Origin of the sequence: Gordonia sp. 852002-50816_SCH5313054-c (assembly GCF_001665925.1) — a bacterium.
Taxonomy (GTDB): domain Bacteria; phylum Actinomycetota; class Actinomycetes; order Mycobacteriales; family Mycobacteriaceae; genus Gordonia; species Gordonia jacobaea.
Map to the genome: position 1 here is coordinate 129,570 of NZ_LZTE01000060.1, position 17,470 is coordinate 147,039.

At 65.7% G+C, this 17,470-nt stretch carries 15 protein-coding genes; 3 read left to right on the forward strand and 12 right to left on the reverse strand.

All coding sequences use genetic code 11. The features are described 5' to 3' along the window. Nucleotides 1-42 precede the first annotated feature (42 nt). Nucleotides 43-444 carry a pyridoxamine 5'-phosphate oxidase family protein gene (locus A5788_RS15600; RefSeq protein WP_064869347.1) on the forward strand — a complete coding sequence of 134 codons (402 nt, stop codon included), beginning with the start codon at nucleotides 43-45 and terminating at the stop codon, nucleotides 442-444. Nucleotides 445-471: 27 nt separating this feature from the next. On the opposite strand, the gene A5788_RS15605 is transcribed toward A5788_RS15600, so the two are convergent. Continuing rightward, nucleotides 472-1,632: a M24 family metallopeptidase gene (locus tag A5788_RS15605; RefSeq protein ID WP_064869257.1), complete on the reverse strand. Its 1,161-nt coding sequence runs from the start codon at nucleotides 1,630-1,632 to the stop codon at nucleotides 472-474. A gap of 13 nt (nucleotides 1,633-1,645) precedes the next feature. Here A5788_RS15605 and A5788_RS15610 point away from each other — a divergent pair, with 13 nt between their 5' ends. Next, the gene (locus A5788_RS15610) at nucleotides 1,646-2,611 is read left to right on the forward strand and encodes a 5'-3' exonuclease (protein WP_197494494.1); all 966 of its coding nucleotides are present in this window, start codon (nucleotides 1,646-1,648) and stop codon (nucleotides 2,609-2,611) included. Here A5788_RS15610 and A5788_RS15615 read toward each other — a convergent pair whose 3' ends face one another. The 11 genes from A5788_RS15615 to dop all read right to left on the reverse strand — a co-directional run bounded on the left by A5788_RS15615 (nucleotide 2,612) and on the right by dop (nucleotide 14,792). Beyond that, a complete protein-coding gene (locus A5788_RS15615) occupies nucleotides 2,612-3,499 on the reverse strand; it encodes a DUF4333 domain-containing protein (protein WP_064869253.1) in 888 nt (295 codons plus the stop codon). It lies immediately after the preceding gene. 201 nt (nucleotides 3,500-3,700) lie between these two features. Continuing rightward, nucleotides 3,701-6,514, reverse strand: coding sequence for a DEAD/DEAH box helicase (locus tag A5788_RS15620; protein WP_064869251.1), 2,814 nt, complete (start codon nucleotides 6,512-6,514; stop codon nucleotides 3,701-3,703). Nucleotides 6,515-6,535: 21 nt separating this feature from the next. Continuing rightward, nucleotides 6,536-7,507, reverse strand: a complete 972-nt coding sequence (gene tatC / locus A5788_RS15625) for a twin-arginine translocase subunit TatC (RefSeq protein WP_064869249.1) — start codon at nucleotides 7,505-7,507, stop codon at nucleotides 6,536-6,538. 20 nt (nucleotides 7,508-7,527) lie between these two features. Beyond that, the gene (gene tatA / locus A5788_RS15630) at nucleotides 7,528-7,800 is read right to left on the reverse strand and encodes a Sec-independent protein translocase subunit TatA (RefSeq protein ID WP_049697380.1); all 273 of its coding nucleotides are present in this window, start codon (nucleotides 7,798-7,800) and stop codon (nucleotides 7,528-7,530) included. Nucleotides 7,801-7,846: 46 nt separating this feature from the next. After that, a complete protein-coding gene (locus tag A5788_RS15635) occupies nucleotides 7,847-8,812 on the reverse strand; it encodes a helix-turn-helix transcriptional regulator (protein WP_064869247.1) in 966 nt (321 codons plus the stop codon). Further along, nucleotides 8,812-9,798, reverse strand: a complete 987-nt coding sequence (locus A5788_RS15640; RefSeq protein ID WP_064869244.1) for a helix-turn-helix transcriptional regulator — start codon at nucleotides 9,796-9,798, stop codon at nucleotides 8,812-8,814. The genes A5788_RS15635 and A5788_RS15640 overlap by 1 nt, the downstream gene beginning before the upstream one ends. Nucleotides 9,799-9,814: 16 nt before the next feature. Then, the gene (gene pafA, locus A5788_RS15645) at nucleotides 9,815-11,173 is read right to left on the reverse strand and encodes a Pup--protein ligase (protein WP_049697377.1); all 1,359 of its coding nucleotides are present in this window, start codon (nucleotides 11,171-11,173) and stop codon (nucleotides 9,815-9,817) included. Nucleotides 11,174-11,217: 44 nt separating this feature from the next. Beyond that, a complete protein-coding gene (gene prcA, locus A5788_RS15650) occupies nucleotides 11,218-12,018 on the reverse strand; it encodes a proteasome subunit alpha (protein WP_064869242.1) in 801 nt (266 codons plus the stop codon). Continuing rightward, nucleotides 12,015-12,896 (reverse strand): proteasome subunit beta, encoded by an 882-nt coding sequence (gene prcB, locus A5788_RS15655; protein ID WP_064869240.1) that lies wholly within the window; start codon nucleotides 12,894-12,896, stop codon nucleotides 12,015-12,017. Before prcB ends, prcA begins: the two co-directional genes overlap by 4 nt. Beyond that, nucleotides 12,893-13,084 (reverse strand): ubiquitin-like protein Pup, encoded by a 192-nt coding sequence (locus A5788_RS15660; RefSeq protein WP_064869238.1) that lies wholly within the window; start codon nucleotides 13,082-13,084, stop codon nucleotides 12,893-12,895. Before A5788_RS15660 ends, prcB begins: the two co-directional genes overlap by 4 nt. A gap of 208 nt (nucleotides 13,085-13,292) precedes the next feature. Beyond that, nucleotides 13,293-14,792: a depupylase/deamidase Dop gene (dop, locus tag A5788_RS15665; protein WP_049697374.1), complete on the reverse strand. Its 1,500-nt coding sequence runs from the start codon at nucleotides 14,790-14,792 to the stop codon at nucleotides 13,293-13,295. Between the two features lie 91 nt (nucleotides 14,793-14,883). On the opposite strand from dop, the gene glgP reads away from it, so the two are divergent. After that, nucleotides 14,884-17,457: an alpha-glucan family phosphorylase gene (gene glgP, locus A5788_RS15670; protein WP_064869343.1), complete on the forward strand. Its 2,574-nt coding sequence runs from the start codon at nucleotides 14,884-14,886 to the stop codon at nucleotides 17,455-17,457. Nucleotides 17,458-17,470 lie beyond the last annotated feature (13 nt).

Consider the following 17,470-nt stretch of genomic DNA (forward strand, 5'->3'; position numbering starts at 1 on the left):
GCAGCCGACAGCGGTGCCGTCGCGGTGACTATTGTTGGCGCCATGCCGCGCACTCCGGAGAACATCGGTTCCGCTGCGCTCGACTTCCTCGGCGAGCGACACCTTGCGTCACTCGCGACGCTTCGACCCGACGGCACCCCGCACGTCGTCGCTGTCGGGTTCACCTACGACCCCGACAGCGGACTTGCTCGGGTGATCACTCGTGAGGGCAGCCAGAAGGTACGCAATACCGAGCGCGGTGGCTATGCCGCCGTGACCAACGTCGACGGTCCGCGGTGGCTGACGCTGGAGGGCCCCGCGACCGTTCACCGCGATCGCGAGCGCGTTGCGGAGGCCGAACGGCGCTACGCCCAGCGATATCGGGAGCCGAAGCCGAATCCCGAGCGCGTCGTCATCGAGATCGACGTGCAGCGTGTACTCGGTTCGCACTCGCTGCTCGATTGATCGTCACCCTTCCCTCGGGGCCCGGGTCTACAGCACCCGCAATTCGTGCGGGCGCACATTGACCGGTTCGCAGCCGTCGTCGGTCACGATGACGATGTCCTCGATCCGCGCACCCCACTGCCCTGGGAAGTAGACGCCCGGTTCGATCGAGAACGCCATCCCGGCCTCGAGGACGAGGTCGTTGCCGCTGACGATGTAGGGCTCCTCGTGAACGGAGAGCCCGATGCCGTGGCCGGTGCGGTGAATGAAGTTCTCCCCGAACCCCGCGTCGACGAGTACTTCACGCGCCGCCGCGTCGACCTTCTCGGCGCTCACTCCTGGCCGTACCGCTGCGACCGCGGTCCGCTGGGCGAGCTCGAGCGCGGCGTACGCACGTGCCCTCTCGTCGGTCGGCTGGGCGAAACAGTACGTGCGGGTGGAATCGGAGTTGTAGCCCGGTTCGACCGGTCCGCCGATGTCGATCACGACGATGTCGTCGGGTTGGATCACCCGGTCGGACTGCTCATGGTGCGGATCGGCGCCGTTGGGACCCGACCCGACGATGATGAATTCGGGTTCCGTGTGTCCCTCCGCGACGATCGCCTCGGCGATGTCGGCGGCGACGTCGGCTTCCGTTCGTCCCGGACGCAGCCATTCGCCCATGCGTGCGTGCACCCGGTCGATCGCGGCGCCGGCGCGTCGGAGAGCGTCGACTTCGTTGCCGTCCTTGATCATTCGCATCTGACGGAGCACCGGCGTCGCAAGGGTCGGGGTGGCTCCCAGACGATCTGCGATCGGCACGAGATGGAGCGCCGGCATCGACTCGGAGACCGCGACGGCAGCGGGAGTCGGCAACCCGGCGACGGCCAGCGCGTGTGCGTCTTCGCCGTCGACCCAGTCGACGACGTCGATGTCGAGTTCGCTGACCGCGGAGTCGCGCACTGAGGCGAGCTCGAGTCGAGCGATCACCAGTCGAGGGGTTCCGGATGCCGGGATCACCAGCGCCGTCAGACGCTCGAAGGTGTCGGCGCGAGAACCGGTGAGATAGCGCAGGTCGGGTCCTGGGGAAACGATGAGGGCGTCGAGTCCGGCTTTGCCGGTCAGCACAGCGGCCCGTGCGAGGCGACGGCGGTACACCTCGGCGTCGAAACGCTCTTCTGCAGTGGCGGTCACGAGTCGAAGCCTACGCGGATGGCAGAGTTGAGACATGCCAGGATCCGTGATGTTGCTCGACGGCGCAAGCCTGTGGTTCCGCTCGTTTCACGCACTGCCCGAGAAGCTCACCGCCGCCGACGGACGGCCCGTGAACGCGGTCCGTGGATTCGTCGACACGATCGCTTCTCTGGTGTCCCAACACCATCCGACGCGCCTCGTCGTCTGCCTCGACCTCGATTGGCGTCCGGCGTTTCGTACGGACTTGCTGCCGTCGTACAAGGCCCATCGAGTGGCGCAGGAGGCGCCGCATTCCGGCGACGGAAGTCGAGACGAACCCGACATCGAAGAGGTTCCCGACACCCTCACGCCGCAGGTCGACATGATCCTCGACGTGCTGGCCGCCGCGGGACTGACGACATCGGGAGCACCGGGATGCGAAGCCGACGACGTGATCGGCACACTCGCCGCGATCGAAGCCGACGACGACGTGATCGTGGTCAGCGGCGACCGGGATCTGCTTCAGGTGGTGGCCGATGACCCGGTTCCGGTGCGCGTGCTCTACGTCGGACGCGGACTGGCGAAAGCCGAGCTGATGGGACCTGAGGAGGTTTCCGAGCGATACGGCGTGCCCGTCGACCGCGCCGGCACGGCCTACGCGGAGATGTCGATGCTGCGCGGTGACCCGTCGGATGGGCTGCCCGGCGTGGCAGGGATAGGCGACAAGACAGCCGCGAAGCTGATAACCGCCTACGGCGATCTCGACGCGCTCGAGGCCGCAGCCGACGACCCGTCGTCGACGCTCACTCCGCGCGTCCGGTCGGCACTGCGTGATTCGACGGACTACCTCCGTGCCGCACGGACAGTGGTGACGGTGCGCACCGATGCGCCCACGGTGGAGAGCATCGATGACGATCACCTGCCGTCGTCGCCCGCCGACCCCGAGCGACTCGCCGACTTGATCGACGAGCTGCGTATCGGTGCGTCTGTGGGCAGGCTCGCCGATGCGCTCGGGTGGGAGCTTGCGTCGCGCTGATCAGCTCGTCGGACGCGACACCTCGTACTTGCCGTCATCGTCGAGGATCGTGACCTTGACCTGTTGTTTCTGGCCTCCGACGGTGACCGAGCAGCTGAACGAATTACCCTTCTTCACGCTCTGACCCGACGGGCACGAGACGTTCGAGACGTCGCTCGCCTGGTAGTCCTTGGTCAGGACCTGCTTCACGCCGTCCTGAACCGCGTTCTGGTCGAGCGTCTTCGGTGCCCAGCCCGGCCATGCGAAGGCGGTGATGAGCAGGATCGCGGCGATCACGACCGCAGCGCCGACGCCGCCGAAAATGGCTGTGCGCTTACGGTTTGATGATCCCGACGTTGTTGACGCCGCCATGGACGAGAACGGATCGGCCTGCTGGCCGGGCTGCTGCGGCTGACCCTGACCGTAGTCTTGCTGACCCTGCTGCGGCTGTGCGTACTGTCCCGGCTGGCCATACTGGGCTGGCTGGCCATACTGGCCCTGCTGCTGCGGCTGACCGTACTGGGGTTGGGCGTACTGGGGCTGACCCGGCTGCGGTTGCCCGTACTGCGGCTGTTGGCCGTACTGCGCCGGTTGTCCGTATTGGGGCTGGCCGGGCTGCCCGTACTGGGGCTGCTGGCCGTACTGCGCCGGTTGTCCGTATTGGGGCTGGCCCGGCTGGCCATACTGCCCTGGTTGTCCGTATTGGGGCTGGCCGGGCTGCCCGTACTGGGGCTGCTGGCCGTACTGCGCCGGTTGTCCGTACTGGGGCTGCCCCGGCTGCCCGTACTGCGGTGGCTGACCATACTGAGGAGGTTGCGCCGAGCCTTGCCCCTGCTGATCGGCCTCGTGCGACTGGCCCCCGGGGGACGACTGGTCACCGGCGTTGTTGGGATCGTACGGATGACTCATGCGTCTCTCTCTCGATCGTCCCGGCGATGGTGCACCGGTGTGCAGTGTCGAACGGTCACGGTATCGCGGCGCGACGCGCGTCTCCCCCGCCGTCGTCGCCGACCGATGTGCGAAGTGAAGGTTACCCCAGCGAATCGGACTCGTCGGTCAGGCGGTCGACGACTCCCGATCACGTCGAACCGGCCACGCACTCCTGCTACGTCAACCGAGTTCGGCAGCGACAACGCCGCGTCGGATCGCTCCGACCGCTGCGCGTGCCGAACGGGCGAGCGGAGCGTCGTCGCCTACACCGAGGCGGATCTGTTCCAGCAAATCAACGACCTGCCGGTTCCATCGAACGAAGTCGCCGGGTGAGAGCAGCGTGCCGCGTTCGCCCGCGGCGGCCAACGACTCCGTCAGCGACCGACCCGACGCCCACAACGACACGGCGACGGAGAACCCTGTGTCGGGTTCGCGTGTCGGCGACACCCCGTGACGCCGTTCGACGTCGGTGACCTGACCCCAGATGTCGAGGGTCTCGGCGATCGCGGTACGCAGTTCGACGTTTCCCGGCATCGCGTCGGCACCTGCGTGACTGTCGCGGCGCGATTCGAACACCATCGCGGCGACGACCGCAGCGAGTTGCGGCGGTCCGAGTCTGTCCCAGATCCCGGCGCGAATGCACTCGGTCACGAGGAGATCGCTCTCACTGTAGATCCGGCTCAGGAGCTGACCGGTGGGCGTGACCACCACCTCACCGCGATCACTCTCGACGTAACCGAGTTCGGTGAGCACGCCGACGATCCTGTCGAAGGTCACTCCGAGTGTTGATGTTCGCTCGCTGATCGAGCGCTCCGCCGACACGATGTCCCGAACAAGCCGGTTGCGTTGCTCGGCGAGCCGGAACAGGTCGTCGCCGTTGTCGAGCTGATGGGCGGGATGAGCCCGCAGTTGGTGGCGCATTCGGGCCAACTCGGTGTCGTCTGCCGCCAACGCCCGCTTCTTCTGGCGTCCCCGTGGCATCTCGATCCCTGTCGACCGCAGTGCCGATGCCAGATCGCGCCGACCGCGTCCGGTCCTGCGGTCGGGATTCTTGGGCAGCCGCATATGGCCGAGCACCTCGGGCGGATTCACGAAATCACGTGTACCCACGCGGCCGCACCAGGCGTCCTCGCTGAGTACCAGCGGCTTGGGATCTGCCGGTTGGCTCGCGGCCTCGAGCACGACGGCGAGTCCGCGGTGGCGCCCCGATGACACACCGATGACATGTCCGCGTTTGAGGCCGGCAAGGTCGGCGACCGTCGACTCCTGCGTGGCCACACGGCTGCGGAATTTGAGATCCCGCTCCCGTCTGCGGATCTCCTCACGCAGCGTCACGTAGCCGAGAAAACCTCGGTACGAGTCCGACCCATCGTCCGCACCGTCGGACGGGTCGTCGTCGAGTGCGGTGATCGTCCCGGGCTCGATGCCGCGTTTGTCGGCGGCTCCGGCGAGCTCGACGTCGAGTTTGCGTAGTCGGCGGTACATGTCGTCGACCTTGCGGGATTGCCCGACGACGGAGCGGTCGGCCTGGAACTGCGCAAACGACCTGTTGAGTAACTCACGTGACCCCGCGAGTCCTCGACGGCCGATCAGGTTGACTGCCATGTTGTATTCGGGCGCGAATGAGCTGCGCAGCGGGAAGGTGCGGGCCCCCGCGAGTCCTGCGACCTGTTCGGGAACCAGCTCGGGCGTCCACACGACAACGGCGTGGCCCTCGACGTCGATGCCCCTGCGCCCGGCGCGTCCGGTGAGCTGGGTGAACTCACCAGGAGTCAGATCGACGTGTGACTCTCCGTTGAACTTGACCAGGCGCTCGAGCACGACTGAGCGGGCGGGCATGTTGATACCCAGCGCGAGGGTTTCGGTGGCGAACACCATCCGCACGAGTCCTCGGACGAAGAGTTCTTCCACCGTGTGACGAAACGTCGGGAGGAGGCCCGCGTGATGGGCGGCGAACCCACGCCGCAAACCTGCCCGCCACTCGTCGACTCCGAGCACGTCGGCATCACCGGGCGCGATCTCGGTGAGGTGCCGGTCGATGACTTCGTCGACGGCACTCGACTCCTCGGGTGTCAGCAACGACAGTCCCGACCGAAGGCATTGGGCCAAGGCGGCGTCGCAACCCACGCGCGAGAAGATGAATCCGATTGCGGGGAGCAAGCCTTCGCGATCGAGGCGAGCGACGAGCTGCGGACGTGAGAGGGCTCCGGGCCCTCTACCACGCGTCTGGCGTGGTCGTCCGCGACCGGAACGTCGATCGTGTCCGCGACCGCTGTCGCGGTCGTCTGCCAGCAGCATTCGGTGTCGGATATAGCGTTTGAGTTCGGGGTTGACCTGGGGCTTGCCACCGTCGCGGTGGGGGTCGAACAGGTCGAACATGCGCGAGCCGACGAGCATGTGCTGCTGGAGAGGCACCGGTCGATGTTCGTCGACGATGACGGTGACCTCGCCTCGGACAGTCTGAATCCAGTCGCCGAATTCTTCGGCGTTGCTGACCGTCGCCGACAAGCTCACCACCCGCACCGACGGATCGAGCCCGAGGATGACCTCCTCCCAGACCGCACCGCGAAAACGGTCGGCAAGGAAGTGCACCTCGTCCATCACCACATGCGAGAGTCCCTGTAGAGCAGGTGAATTCGCATAAATCATGTTGCGGACGACCTCGGTGGTCATCACCACGACCGGTGCGTCGGAGTTGATCGAGCTGTCGCCGGTGAGTAGCCCGACGTTCTGTCTGCCGTGAACGGCTACGAGATCGGCGTACTTCTGATTGCTCAGCGCCTTGATCGGAGTCGTGTAGAAACACTTCGTTCCGTCGGCTAGTGCGAGATGCACCGCGAACTCGCCGACGATCGTCTTGCCGGCACCGGTCGGTGCACACACCAGCACGCCCTGACCGTCCTCGAGCGCGTGGCAGGCCAGCCGTTGGAAGTCGTCGAGCTCGAACGAGAGGCTCGCCGCGAAGCGGTCGAACTCCGTGTGGTCAGCAGACATCGGGCTCAGAACACATCGGGGTCAGAGCACATCGTCGAAGGTCGCGGCGTCGCGCACGGAGGTGCGTCCCTGCTCTGAGACCGACGAGGGTGCTCCGACGGTCGACGGTTGCGGTCGCGGCGAGACGTCGGGCAGTGGGCTCGCCTGGTCGTCGGGAATCGACGCCCAGTCCGGTGTGTTCCGGTCGCGCCGTCGGTCGTTGAATCGCGAGAACTGAATCGCTACCTCGAGCAGGACAGTCAAAGCGAGGGCCAGGGCCAGCATGGTGAACGGATCCTGGCCCGGGGTCACGATGGCTGCGAACACGAAGAGGGCAAAGATCAATCCGCGACGCCACGCCTTGAGGCGCTCGTACCGCAGCACGCCAACCGTGTTCAGTGCGACGATCAGCAACGGCAGCTCGAAACTCACGCCGAAGATGATGAGCAGATGGATCATGAATCCGAAGTACTGATCGCCCGCGAGCGCGGTCACCTGCACGTTGTTGCCGACGGTCAGCAGGAAGTGGAATGCCTTCGCAACGACCAGATACGCCAGCACAGCGCCTGCGATGAAGAGCACCGCGGCCGCCGACACGAACGAGATCGCGTACTTGCGTTCCTTCTCGAGCAGGCCGGGAGTGACGAACTGCCAGATCTGGTAGAGCCACACTGGGCAGGCCAGCACTATGCCCGTGGTCAATGCGACCTTGAGGCGGAGCATGAACTGGTCGAACGGCCCCGTCGCGAGCAGGCGGCAGGAGTCGTCCGCGGTCAGCGTCGCTCGTGACGATGCAGGCAGCGAGCAGTAGGGCTCACGGAGCAGGTCACCGAGCGTCGGGAGACCGAATATCCCGTAGGAGTACCAGACGAAGCCGATGATCGTCGTGACGACGATCGCGGCCATCGAAATGAGCAGTCGGGTACGCAGCTCGAACAGATGCTCCACCAGCGGCATGGTGCCGTCGGGGTTGAGTTTGCGCTTGCGGTACCTCGGGTCGAATGGAATCCGCACTCAGGTGTCCCGGTGAGCGGCTACGCCGACTTCTTGGTGTGATCCGGGGTGGATGGCGCAGTGGTGCTCGCGTCCGACGACGGGAGTTCGCGCTGCGGTGTCGCTTCGTCGGGAGACGCGGTGGTCTTGGGAGGCGTCGAATCACCCTCGCGCTGCATCTCCTGTACCTCGCTCTTGAAGATCCGCAGCGACTGGCCGAGACCACGCGCCGCGTCGGGAAGCTTCTTGGAGCCGAACAGCAGTAGCACTACCACCAGCACGATCAGCCAGTGCCACCACGACATTGCACCCATCAGGATTTACCTTCCGCTTGTCTTCATCGTCATCGTACCGCGCCATTCAGCGATAGCGCGCCCGAGCTTGCTGTGCGGCGCTGGTCACAGCGCCGTCGATCTCACGATCATCGACGACGCGCACCGTCCCGCCGAACCCCAACAGAAATCGCGTCAACCACTCCGGTGAGCCGTACGCGAGTCGGCCCCTGATCGGTTCGTGGGTGTCGCGGTCTGCGACGACGTCGTCGAGCGGATCGATGCGGTAGTAGTCGAGAACCCAAGCCTGCTCCGGATCTATCTCGATGTCGACCGACCTGTGGTCAGGGTCATCGCCGAGAATCACCGACTGCTGCGTGCCTGCCACCGATGCCGGCGGCGTCGACGGCTCGTCGCGCAGCTGCGCGGCCTCGATTCGATCGAAGCGGAACAGGCGCACGCCCTCGCTGCCGCGACACCAGGCCTCGAGGTAGGTGTTGGAGTTCAGCCCCTGCAGGCGTATCGGGTCGACGACCCGCTGACTGACCGAATCGCGCGTCGCCGAGTAGTAGGTGAGGTCGAGTGCCCGGCCTTCGGTCACGGCACGCCGCACCGTCGCGTAGGTCGGGTTCTTCTCGTCATCGTCGTCGTCGGTGACCGTCGCGACGGCGGGAAGAGACTTGCCGACGGCTTGTTCGATCTTGGCGATCGCACGCCGCGCGGCCTGCTGGTCGAGGACTCCCGCCATGTCAACGAGCGCCTGTAGGGCAACCAACAGCACGCTCGCCTCGGCGCCGGTCAGTCGAAGGGGACGGTCCATTCCTGCCGTGAACCCGACATCGACGTACCCCTCGGAGAACTCGAGCTCGATGAGGTCGTCCGGGTAGTAACCCGGCAGTCCGCAGACGAAGAGCTGTTCGAGATCTTTGCGTAGTTGAGTGGGCGTGACCCCCAGATCGCGCGCGGCCTTCTCCATGGAGATACCGCCACGCGTCGAAAAATATGGGACAAGTGCCAGCAGTCGACTCAGGCGCTGCGATTGTGCTGTTGACATCAGGCGTTCACCCCGGCGATCCGATCGAGTCCCGTGATCACGAGGTCGCGTAGTTCGGCCGGTTCTCGGACGACGGCGTCCGGCCCGACGGCCAGAATCATGCGGGCCAGCGTGCTCAGCGACATGATCTCGATGACCAGGTCGTCGCCCTCCTCGCCGTCGAACGAGGCAGGGGTGCTCGACGTCGCGAGGCGTCGAAGCCCTGCCGCACGGTCGGCAGCCACCCAGACACGAGCCGCGCGACCATCCGAACCGGTGGCTGCATCGACCGCGTCGGCGACGATCTGCTGCAGATCGGTGTGCTCCGGACGGTGCACCACCCCGGCCGGGCCGATGGCAGTGACGTCAGAAAGCCTGCTCAGTCGGAAGGTTCGTGTTGCCTCTCGACCGCGGTCGTGGCCGACGACATACCAGCGACCCCGATGCGTCACCACTCCCCACGGTTCGAGCGTGCGGCGCTCCCCCGACGACGTCGCGCCCGCGCGGTAGGTGAACGTGATGGCCTGGCCCGCGTCGATCGCTGCCAGTGTCGGTGTGAGTGACTGCTCACCCCCGAGGGACCTCTGTGACACCGCTGCGACACCGATCTCGTCGTCGGCACGCACGTCGATTCCCGCCGCCTGGAGTTTGAGGACGGCGGTCTGCGAGATGGTCGAGACGTCGGAGTTGTCCCAGAGCGCCGCGGCCATCGCGATCGCCGCGGCCTCCTGCTCGTCGAGCGTGATGTCGGGCAGCGAGTACGAGTCCGGGTCGATTCGGTACCCCTCGATCCCGCTCTCCGGCGAAGGACCGGTGACCAGAGGCACGCCGAGGTCGCGCAGATCGTTCTTGTCACGCTCGAACATCCGATTGAACGCCTCGGCGGAACGCTCCTGGTCGTGGTAACCGGAGACGTTTCGGCGGATGTACTCGGCGGTGACGTATTGCTTGGTCGAGAGCAGACAGATCACCAGGTTGATCTGACGCTCGACTTTCGACGTAACCACGCCATGCAGCTTACGGCTACATGGATGCGATCAAGCGATCGACGCGCTCGTCGACGCTGCGGAACGGGTCCTTGCACAGCACCGTGCGCTGAGCTTGATCGTTGAGCTTGAGATGGACCCAGTCGACGGTGAAGTCGCGTCCCGCCTTCTGTGCGGCGGAGATGAAATCACCGCGCAACTTGGCTCTCGTCGTTTGCGGCGGTTCGTTGACAGCGGTCTTGATCGCCTCGTCCGTCGTCGCGCGCGTGACCAAACCCTTGCGTGAGAGGAGGTCGAAGACCCCTCGTCCGCGCTTGATGTCGTGGTAGGCGAGGTCGAGTTGCGCGATCTTCGGGTCCGACAGCTCCATCGAGTACTTGTCCTGATAGCGCTGGAACAGTTTGCGCTTGATGACCCAGTCGATCTCGGTGTCGACCTTGGAGAAGTCGTCGGCCTCGACGGCGTCGAGCATGCGACCCCACAGGTCGACCACCATGTCCATCTCGGGGTCCGGCGCGCGATTGACCAGATGCTCGACCGCACGTGCGTGGTACTCGCGCTGGATCTCCAGTGCGGTGGCCTGCCGTCCGCCAGCGAGGCGGACCGGGCGCGTGCCGGTCGTGTCGTGGCTGACCTCACGAATCGCCCTGATCGGGTTGTCGAGGGCGAAGTCACGGAAGGCGACTCCTGCCTCGATCATCTCGAGCACGAGTGCCGCGGAGCCGACCTTGAGCAGGGTGGTCATCTCCGACATGTTGGAGTCGCCCACGATGACGTGGAGTCGGCGGTACTTCTCGGCGTCGGCGTGGGGCTCGTCGCGCGTATTGATGATCGGACGCGACCGTGTCGTCGCCGACGACACGCCCTCCCAGATGTGCTCGGCACGCTGCGAGAGGCAGAAGGTTGCCGCCTTGGGCGTCGCCAGCACCTTGCCCGCACCGCAGATCAGCTGACGGGTGACGAGGAACGGCAGCAGCACATCGGAGATGCGCGAGAACTCCCCGGCTCGAACGACGAGATAGTTCTCGTGGCAGCCGTACGAGTTGCCCGCCGAGTCGGTGTTGTTCTTGAACAGGTAGATGTCGCCGCCGATACCTTCGTCGGCGAGCCGCTGTTCGGCGTCGACGAGGAGATCCTCGAGAACCAATTCACCAGCTCGATCGTGGTTGATGAGCTGGATGAGGCTGTCGCACTCCGCCGTTGCGTACTCGGGATGAGAACCCACATCGAGGTAGAGCCGTGCGCCATTCTGGAGGAACACATTCGAGGAGCGCCCCCACGACACGACCCGTCGGAACAGGTACCGCGCGACCTCGTCGGGACTCAGTCGGCGATGGCCGTGGAAGGTGCAGGTGACACCGAATTCCGTCTCGATGCCCATGATTCGACGTTGCACTCTTCAACCCTACCCGCGGAATCCTGCGTCGACCGGTTGCACGATCAGGACGCGCCCGAATCAGTTGAGGCATCGCCGCTCGGGTCGCCGTTGCCGTCCGACGGTGTCGATTCGCTCGGCTCCGCTGCCGCTGCGGGCAACAGGTCGGCCACCGCGGCAGCGGTCAACCGTCGGAACGCGCGCCTCGGACGATTGCGGTCGAGGATCGCTACCTCGAGATCGCCGGGGCTCAATTCGCGTGCCGCAGTTGGCGTTCCGTTCGACGCCTCGGTCGGAGTCGAGAGCGCATCCACCGCGATCTTCAGAGCGTCTGCGAGTTGAAGATCCGACTCGTAGCTGTCCTTGAGGGCCGCCGAGATGGCGTCGGTGGCGCCACCCATGACGATGAATCTGGTCTCGTCGGCGATCGAGCCGTCGTAGCTGATACGGAACAACTGCGAGGGCTTCGGCTTTCCGAAGCGCGCCACCTCGGCGACGCACAACTCGACCTCGTACGGCTTGGGCTGTTCGGTGAACACAGAACCCAACGCGTTCGCGTACGTATTGGCCAACGAGAGTGCCGACACGTCGGCGCGGTCGTAGGAGTAACCACGCATGTCGGCGAGCTGGATACCTGCTTTGCGCAGACTCTCGAACTCGTTGTACTTGCCGACCGCGGCGAAGCCGATTCGATCGTAGATCTCACTCGTCTTACGCAGCGTGTTCGACGGATTCTCCGCCACGAAGAGCACGCCGTCGGCGTAGGTCAGGATGACCACGCTGCGCCCGCGGGCGATTCCCTTGCGCGCCAGATCCGAGCGATCGCGCATGATCTGCTCGGCACTTGCGTAATACGGGAAGGTCATCGCGGCGCCTCCTCATGCTCTGCGGCTCGACGCTCGATGATCGCCCGAGCGGCCGCCTCGATGTCGGCGGGTGGAACCTCTTGTGCGCCTTCGGCACTCACGACGACGGCGGTCGGGAAGATCTTGCGGACGATGTCGGGGCCGCCGGTCGCCGAATCGTCGTCGGCCGCGTCGTATAGCGATTCGACGGCGATTGCGAGCGCCGAGTCGGCGTCGAGATCGGAACGGTAGAGCTTCTTCAACGACGATTTCGCGAATACCGAACCGGAGCCGATCGCCTGATACCCGCCGAACTCCTCATGCCGGTCACCCGCGACGTCGAAGGAGAAGATGCGGCCTCGTTCGGTTGGGCTGTCATGGTCGATGTCGTAACCGACGAGCAGCGGGATGGCTGCCAGGCCCTGCATCGCCGCACCGAGGTTGCCGCGCACCATCGAGGCGAGTCTGCTGACCTTGCCGTCGAGAGTCAGTGGGACACCCTCGATCTTCTCGTAGTGCTCGAGTTCGACAGTGAACAGCCGGACCATCTCGATGGCGATACCCGCGGTGCCCGCGATGCCGGCAGCCGAGTACTCATCGGTGGCATAGACCTTCTGCACATCGCGAGTCGCGATGAGGTTGCCCATCGTCGCGCGTCGGTCGCCCGCGAGCACCACACCGCCGGGAAAGCTCACGGCCACGATCGTGGTGCCGTGCGGGATTTCCGAGGTGTCGGTGGCCGAGGTGAAGGTGCCCATGCGTTCAGCCCTCGCCTGTGGCAACTGGTCGGGTGCGTTGACCCGCAGAAAGTCGGTGAACGACGAGATGTCGGCACCGAACGTGGGGTGGGAACTTCTGGTGGGACCGGACGGGGACAGTGAACCGAATCTCTCGCTCACTGGCCGCCCTTCTGCACGTACGCGCGCACGAAGTCTTCGGCATTCTCTTCGAGCACGTCATTGATCTCGTCGAGGAGGTCGTCGGTGTCCTCGGCGAGCTTCTCGCGTCGTTCCTGGCCGGCACTGCCGTCGGAGCCGAGTTCGCCGTCGTCTCCACCGCCGCCGCGAGTGGTCTGTTCCTGCGCCATGTGCACTCCCTCGTTTCTGCCGAGGCTCCGCCTCGACGATGCCTGCACCCGTGGTCACCGCTCTTCGCCGTCGGCGACGAGGAGTACTTCACCCGCTCGTCGCTTCCTGCTGCATCGCGGTGCGGCGCAGACACTTCCAGCTCGTGAATCCACACTACCTGTGACGTGTGCGAAAGGGCGGTTGAAACCAAGACGCGTCGAGAACCGATCAGGTGGTGAGTTGATCGACCAGCTCGGATGCCGAGTGCACGGAGTCGAGGAGTTTGCCGACGTGTGCCCTGCTTCCGCGCAGGGGTTCCAGTGTCGGAATCCGTACCAACGAATCGCCGCCGAGGTCGAAGATCACCGAGTCCCAGCTCGCTGCGGCGACGTCGGCGCCGAAGCGGCGCAGGCATTCCCCACGGAAGTACGCCCGAGTGTTCTCCGGAGGTTCGGTGATCGCGCGCGTCACATCGGCCTCGTCGACGAGTCGCTTCATCGAGCCGCGCGCCACCAGACGGTTGTAGAGGCCCTTGTCGAGTCGGACGTCGGAGTACTGCAGGTCGATCAACTGCAGTCGCGGCGCCGACCAACCGAGCCCCTCACGCTGGCGGAACCCCTCCAGGATGCGGAGCTTCGCGGGCCAGTCGAGGATGTCTGCGCATTCCATCGGGTCGCGCTCGAGGCGATCGAGAACGTCGGCCCAGGTGCGCAACACGTCCATCGCACGGGCGTCGTCGGAATTCTCACGCTCGTGGAACTTCGTGCATCGTTCGAGATACTCGCGCTGCAGTGCGAGCGCGGTGAGTTCGCGGCCGTCGGTCAGCGCCACCGTCGCCTGCAGCGTCGGATCATGGCTGATGGCGTGGACCGCCGACACCGGGCGCGCGAGTTCGATATCGGAGAAGTCGACACCGGCCTCGATGAGGTCGAGCACCAGCGACGTCGTGCCGACCTTGAGATACGTCGCGGTTTCGGCGAGATTCGCGTCGCCGATGATCACGTGGAGTCTGCGGTAGCGCTCGGGATCGGCGTGCGGCTCGTCGCGGGTGTTGATGATCCCGCGCTTGAGCGTCGTCTCGAGTCCGACCTCGACCTCGATGTAGTCCGACCGCTGCGAGAGCTGGTAGCCGGCTTCGTCGCCGGATTGCCCGATACCGACACGACCCGCGCCGGTGATGACCTGACGCGACGCGAAAAAGGTCGTGAGACCGCCGATGACTGCGGTGAACGGCGTGTCGCGGTTCATCAGGTAGTTCTCGTGGGTGCCGTACGACGCACCCTTTCCGTCGATGTTGTTCTTGTACAACTGCAGGCGAGGTGCGCCGGGCACACTCGCGACGTGGCGCGCCGCCGCTTCCATCACACGCTCGCCCGCCTTGTCCCAGATCACGGCATCGAGCGGGTCGGTGACCTCGGGTGCCGAATACTCGGGATGGGCGTGGTCGACGTAGAGACGCGCCCCGTTGGTGAGGATCATGTTCGCGGCGCCGATCTCGTCGGCGTCGATGATGGGTGCGGGCCCGGTGCCGCGCCCCAGATCGAAACCGCGCGCATCGCGCAGCGGCGATTCGACCTCGTAGTCCCAGCGCGTCCGCTTGGCGCGCGGCACCCCTGCTGCTGCGGCGTACGCGAGCACTGCCTGTGTCGACGTCATGATCGGATTCGCGGTCGGGTCGCCTGGCGCGGAGATCCCGTATTCAACCTCGGTGCCGATGATTCGCTGCATGGTATTGAGACTAGATGTCGGTCGGATGAAAGGTCGGACCCACCACCGCGCATCGGTCGCACCGGCGACGCACGTGTGGGACCTTCTACACGTGAAAGCATTCCGCCGGTTCACCGTTCGGGTTCCGTTGCCCACTCCCCTGTCCGATCTCGCCGTTCTCGCCCACAATCTCCGATGGGTCTGGCACGCACCGACCCAGGACCTGTTCGCCACCGTCGACCCCGAGCGGTGGGAAGCGACGGGCGATCCACTGCGGTTGCTCGCGGAGGTATCGCCGGAGCGACTCGCAGAGTTGTCGACCGACTCCGACTTTCTCGCCCGACTCACCGCGCTACGTGCTGACCTCGACGAATACTGCACGTCGCCCCAGTGGTACGGCGACCGGGCGGACTCGGGAGACCCCATGCCCGAGGGCATCGCCTACTTCTCCATGGAGTTCGGCATCTCCGAGGTGCTGCCGATCTACTCCGGCGGCCTCGGCATCCTCGCAGGCGACCACCTCAAGGCGGCGTCGGATCTCGGTCTGCCCTTGATCGGCGTCGGACTCTTCTATCGGTGCGGCTACTTCCGGCAGAGTCTGTCCCACGACGGCTGGCAGATCGAGCGGTATCCGGTGAACGATCCGGGTGCGTTACCGCTGACGCTGCTGACCGATGCCGCGGAGAAGCCGGTGATCATCGAGATCTCGATGCCCGGCGGGCGCACGCTGCATGCACAGGTGTGGGTTGCCACCGTCGGTCGGATCCCGTTGCTGCTCCTCGATTCCGACATCGCTGCCAACGACGACGAGCTGCGCGGCATCACCGACCGTCTCTACGGCGGCGATCAGGATCACCGCATCAAGCAGGAGATCCTGCTCGGCATCGGAGGGGTGCGAGCCCTGCGTGAGTACGTCCGTCTCGCAGAACGCGCACAGCCCACCGTCTTTCACATGAACGAGGGCCATGCCGGGTTCCTCGGCGTCGAGCGGGTCCGCGAGCTCGTCGACTCCGCTGGGCTCGACTTCGATTCCGCGGAGTCCGTGGTCCGAGCGTCGACGATCTTCACGACGCACACACCCGTCCCCGCCGGAATCGACCGCTTCCCCGACGATCTCGTGCGCTTCTACCTCGATCCGGGGCCCGACGGAACGTCGCATCTGTTGCCGGGGCTGTCAGCGAGCACGGTTCTCGAACTCGGCGACGAGTCGAATCCGGGTGTGTTCAACATGGCGCACATGGGTTTTCGCCTCGGGCAGCGATCCAATGGGGTGTCGCAACTGCACGGCGCGGTCAGTCGCGAGATGTTCTCCGACCTATGGCCCGGATTCGACGCCGACGAGGTGCCGATCGGTGCGGTCACCAACGGCGTGCACGGCCCGACGTGGGTTGCGCGCAGATGGCAGGACGTCAGTGGGGGCAACGAGGACGCGGCGCCCGCGGTCTACGAGGCGTTGCCTGCCGCAGACCTCTGGGCGATCCGCTCGGAGTTGCGAGCGGGCCTCGTCGACGAGGTGCGTCGTCGTGCCTATGCGAGTGGTCGCGACCGCGACTTCACCGACGCCGAACTCGGTTGGACCGCAGACCTTTTCGACCCCAACTCGTTGACCATCGGCTTCGCGCGACGGGCGGCCACCTACAAGCGACTGACGCTGATGCTGCGTGACCCCGACCGGATGCGCCGGATCCTCACCGATCCGGAGCGGCCGGTGCAGCTCGTCGTCGCGGGCAAGGCGCATCCGGCCGACGACGGCGGCAAGGCGCTCATCCAGCAGATCGTGAAGTTCACCGAGGACCCCGAACTGCGCGACCGCATCGTCTTCCTCCCCGACTACGACATCTCGATGGCGCGACACATCTACGCGGGCTGCGACGTGTGGCTCAACAATCCGGTACGCCCCATGGAGGCGTGCGGAACGTCGGGGATGAAGTCGGCACTCAACGGTGGGCTGAACCTGTCGATTCTCGACGGGTGGTGGGACGAGATGGCCGACGGCGAGAACGGCTGGGCGATTCCGTCGGCCGAAGGCGTCAACGACGAGAATCGTCGCGACGACCTCGAGGCCGAGGCTCTGTACTCGCTGCTCGAGGAGACCGTCGTCCCGCTGTACTACTCACGCGAGGACGGCGTGCCGACGCGGTGGGTGGAGATGGTCCGCCACACTCTCGCCGTGCTCGGTCCCAAGGTCCTCGCTTCGCGCATGGTCCGCGACTACACCCTCGAACTCTATGTGCCGGCGGGGATTTCGTACCAGCAGGCGTGCGCGGACGGGTACGCGTTGGCCACCTCGCTGGCTTCGTACCGTTCGACGCTCGCGTCGTCGTGGAAGTCGGTGGCGATCGCCGGTATCGACGAGTCGACGACTCCAGACGACGAGCTCGACCTCACTGCGCACGTCTCGCTCGGAGAACTGGCGCCGGACGAGGTGACCGTGCAGGCCGTGCTCGGTCGGGTGACCGACGACGGCGACATCTACGACGCGGTGCACTCGCCGATGGAACCGGTGCCCGGGACCGACGCATCCGGCCGGACTCGTTACCAAGCAGCCGTCGCACCGTATCGATCCGGGGTGCTCGGCTACACCGCGCGTGTGCTGCCGCGGCATCCGCTGCTCACCGACGACGCCGAACTGGGCTTGGTGCGCTACCCGGCGTCGGCAGGCGAGCCGCCCGCGATGCCCTCGTAACCCGAATACACCT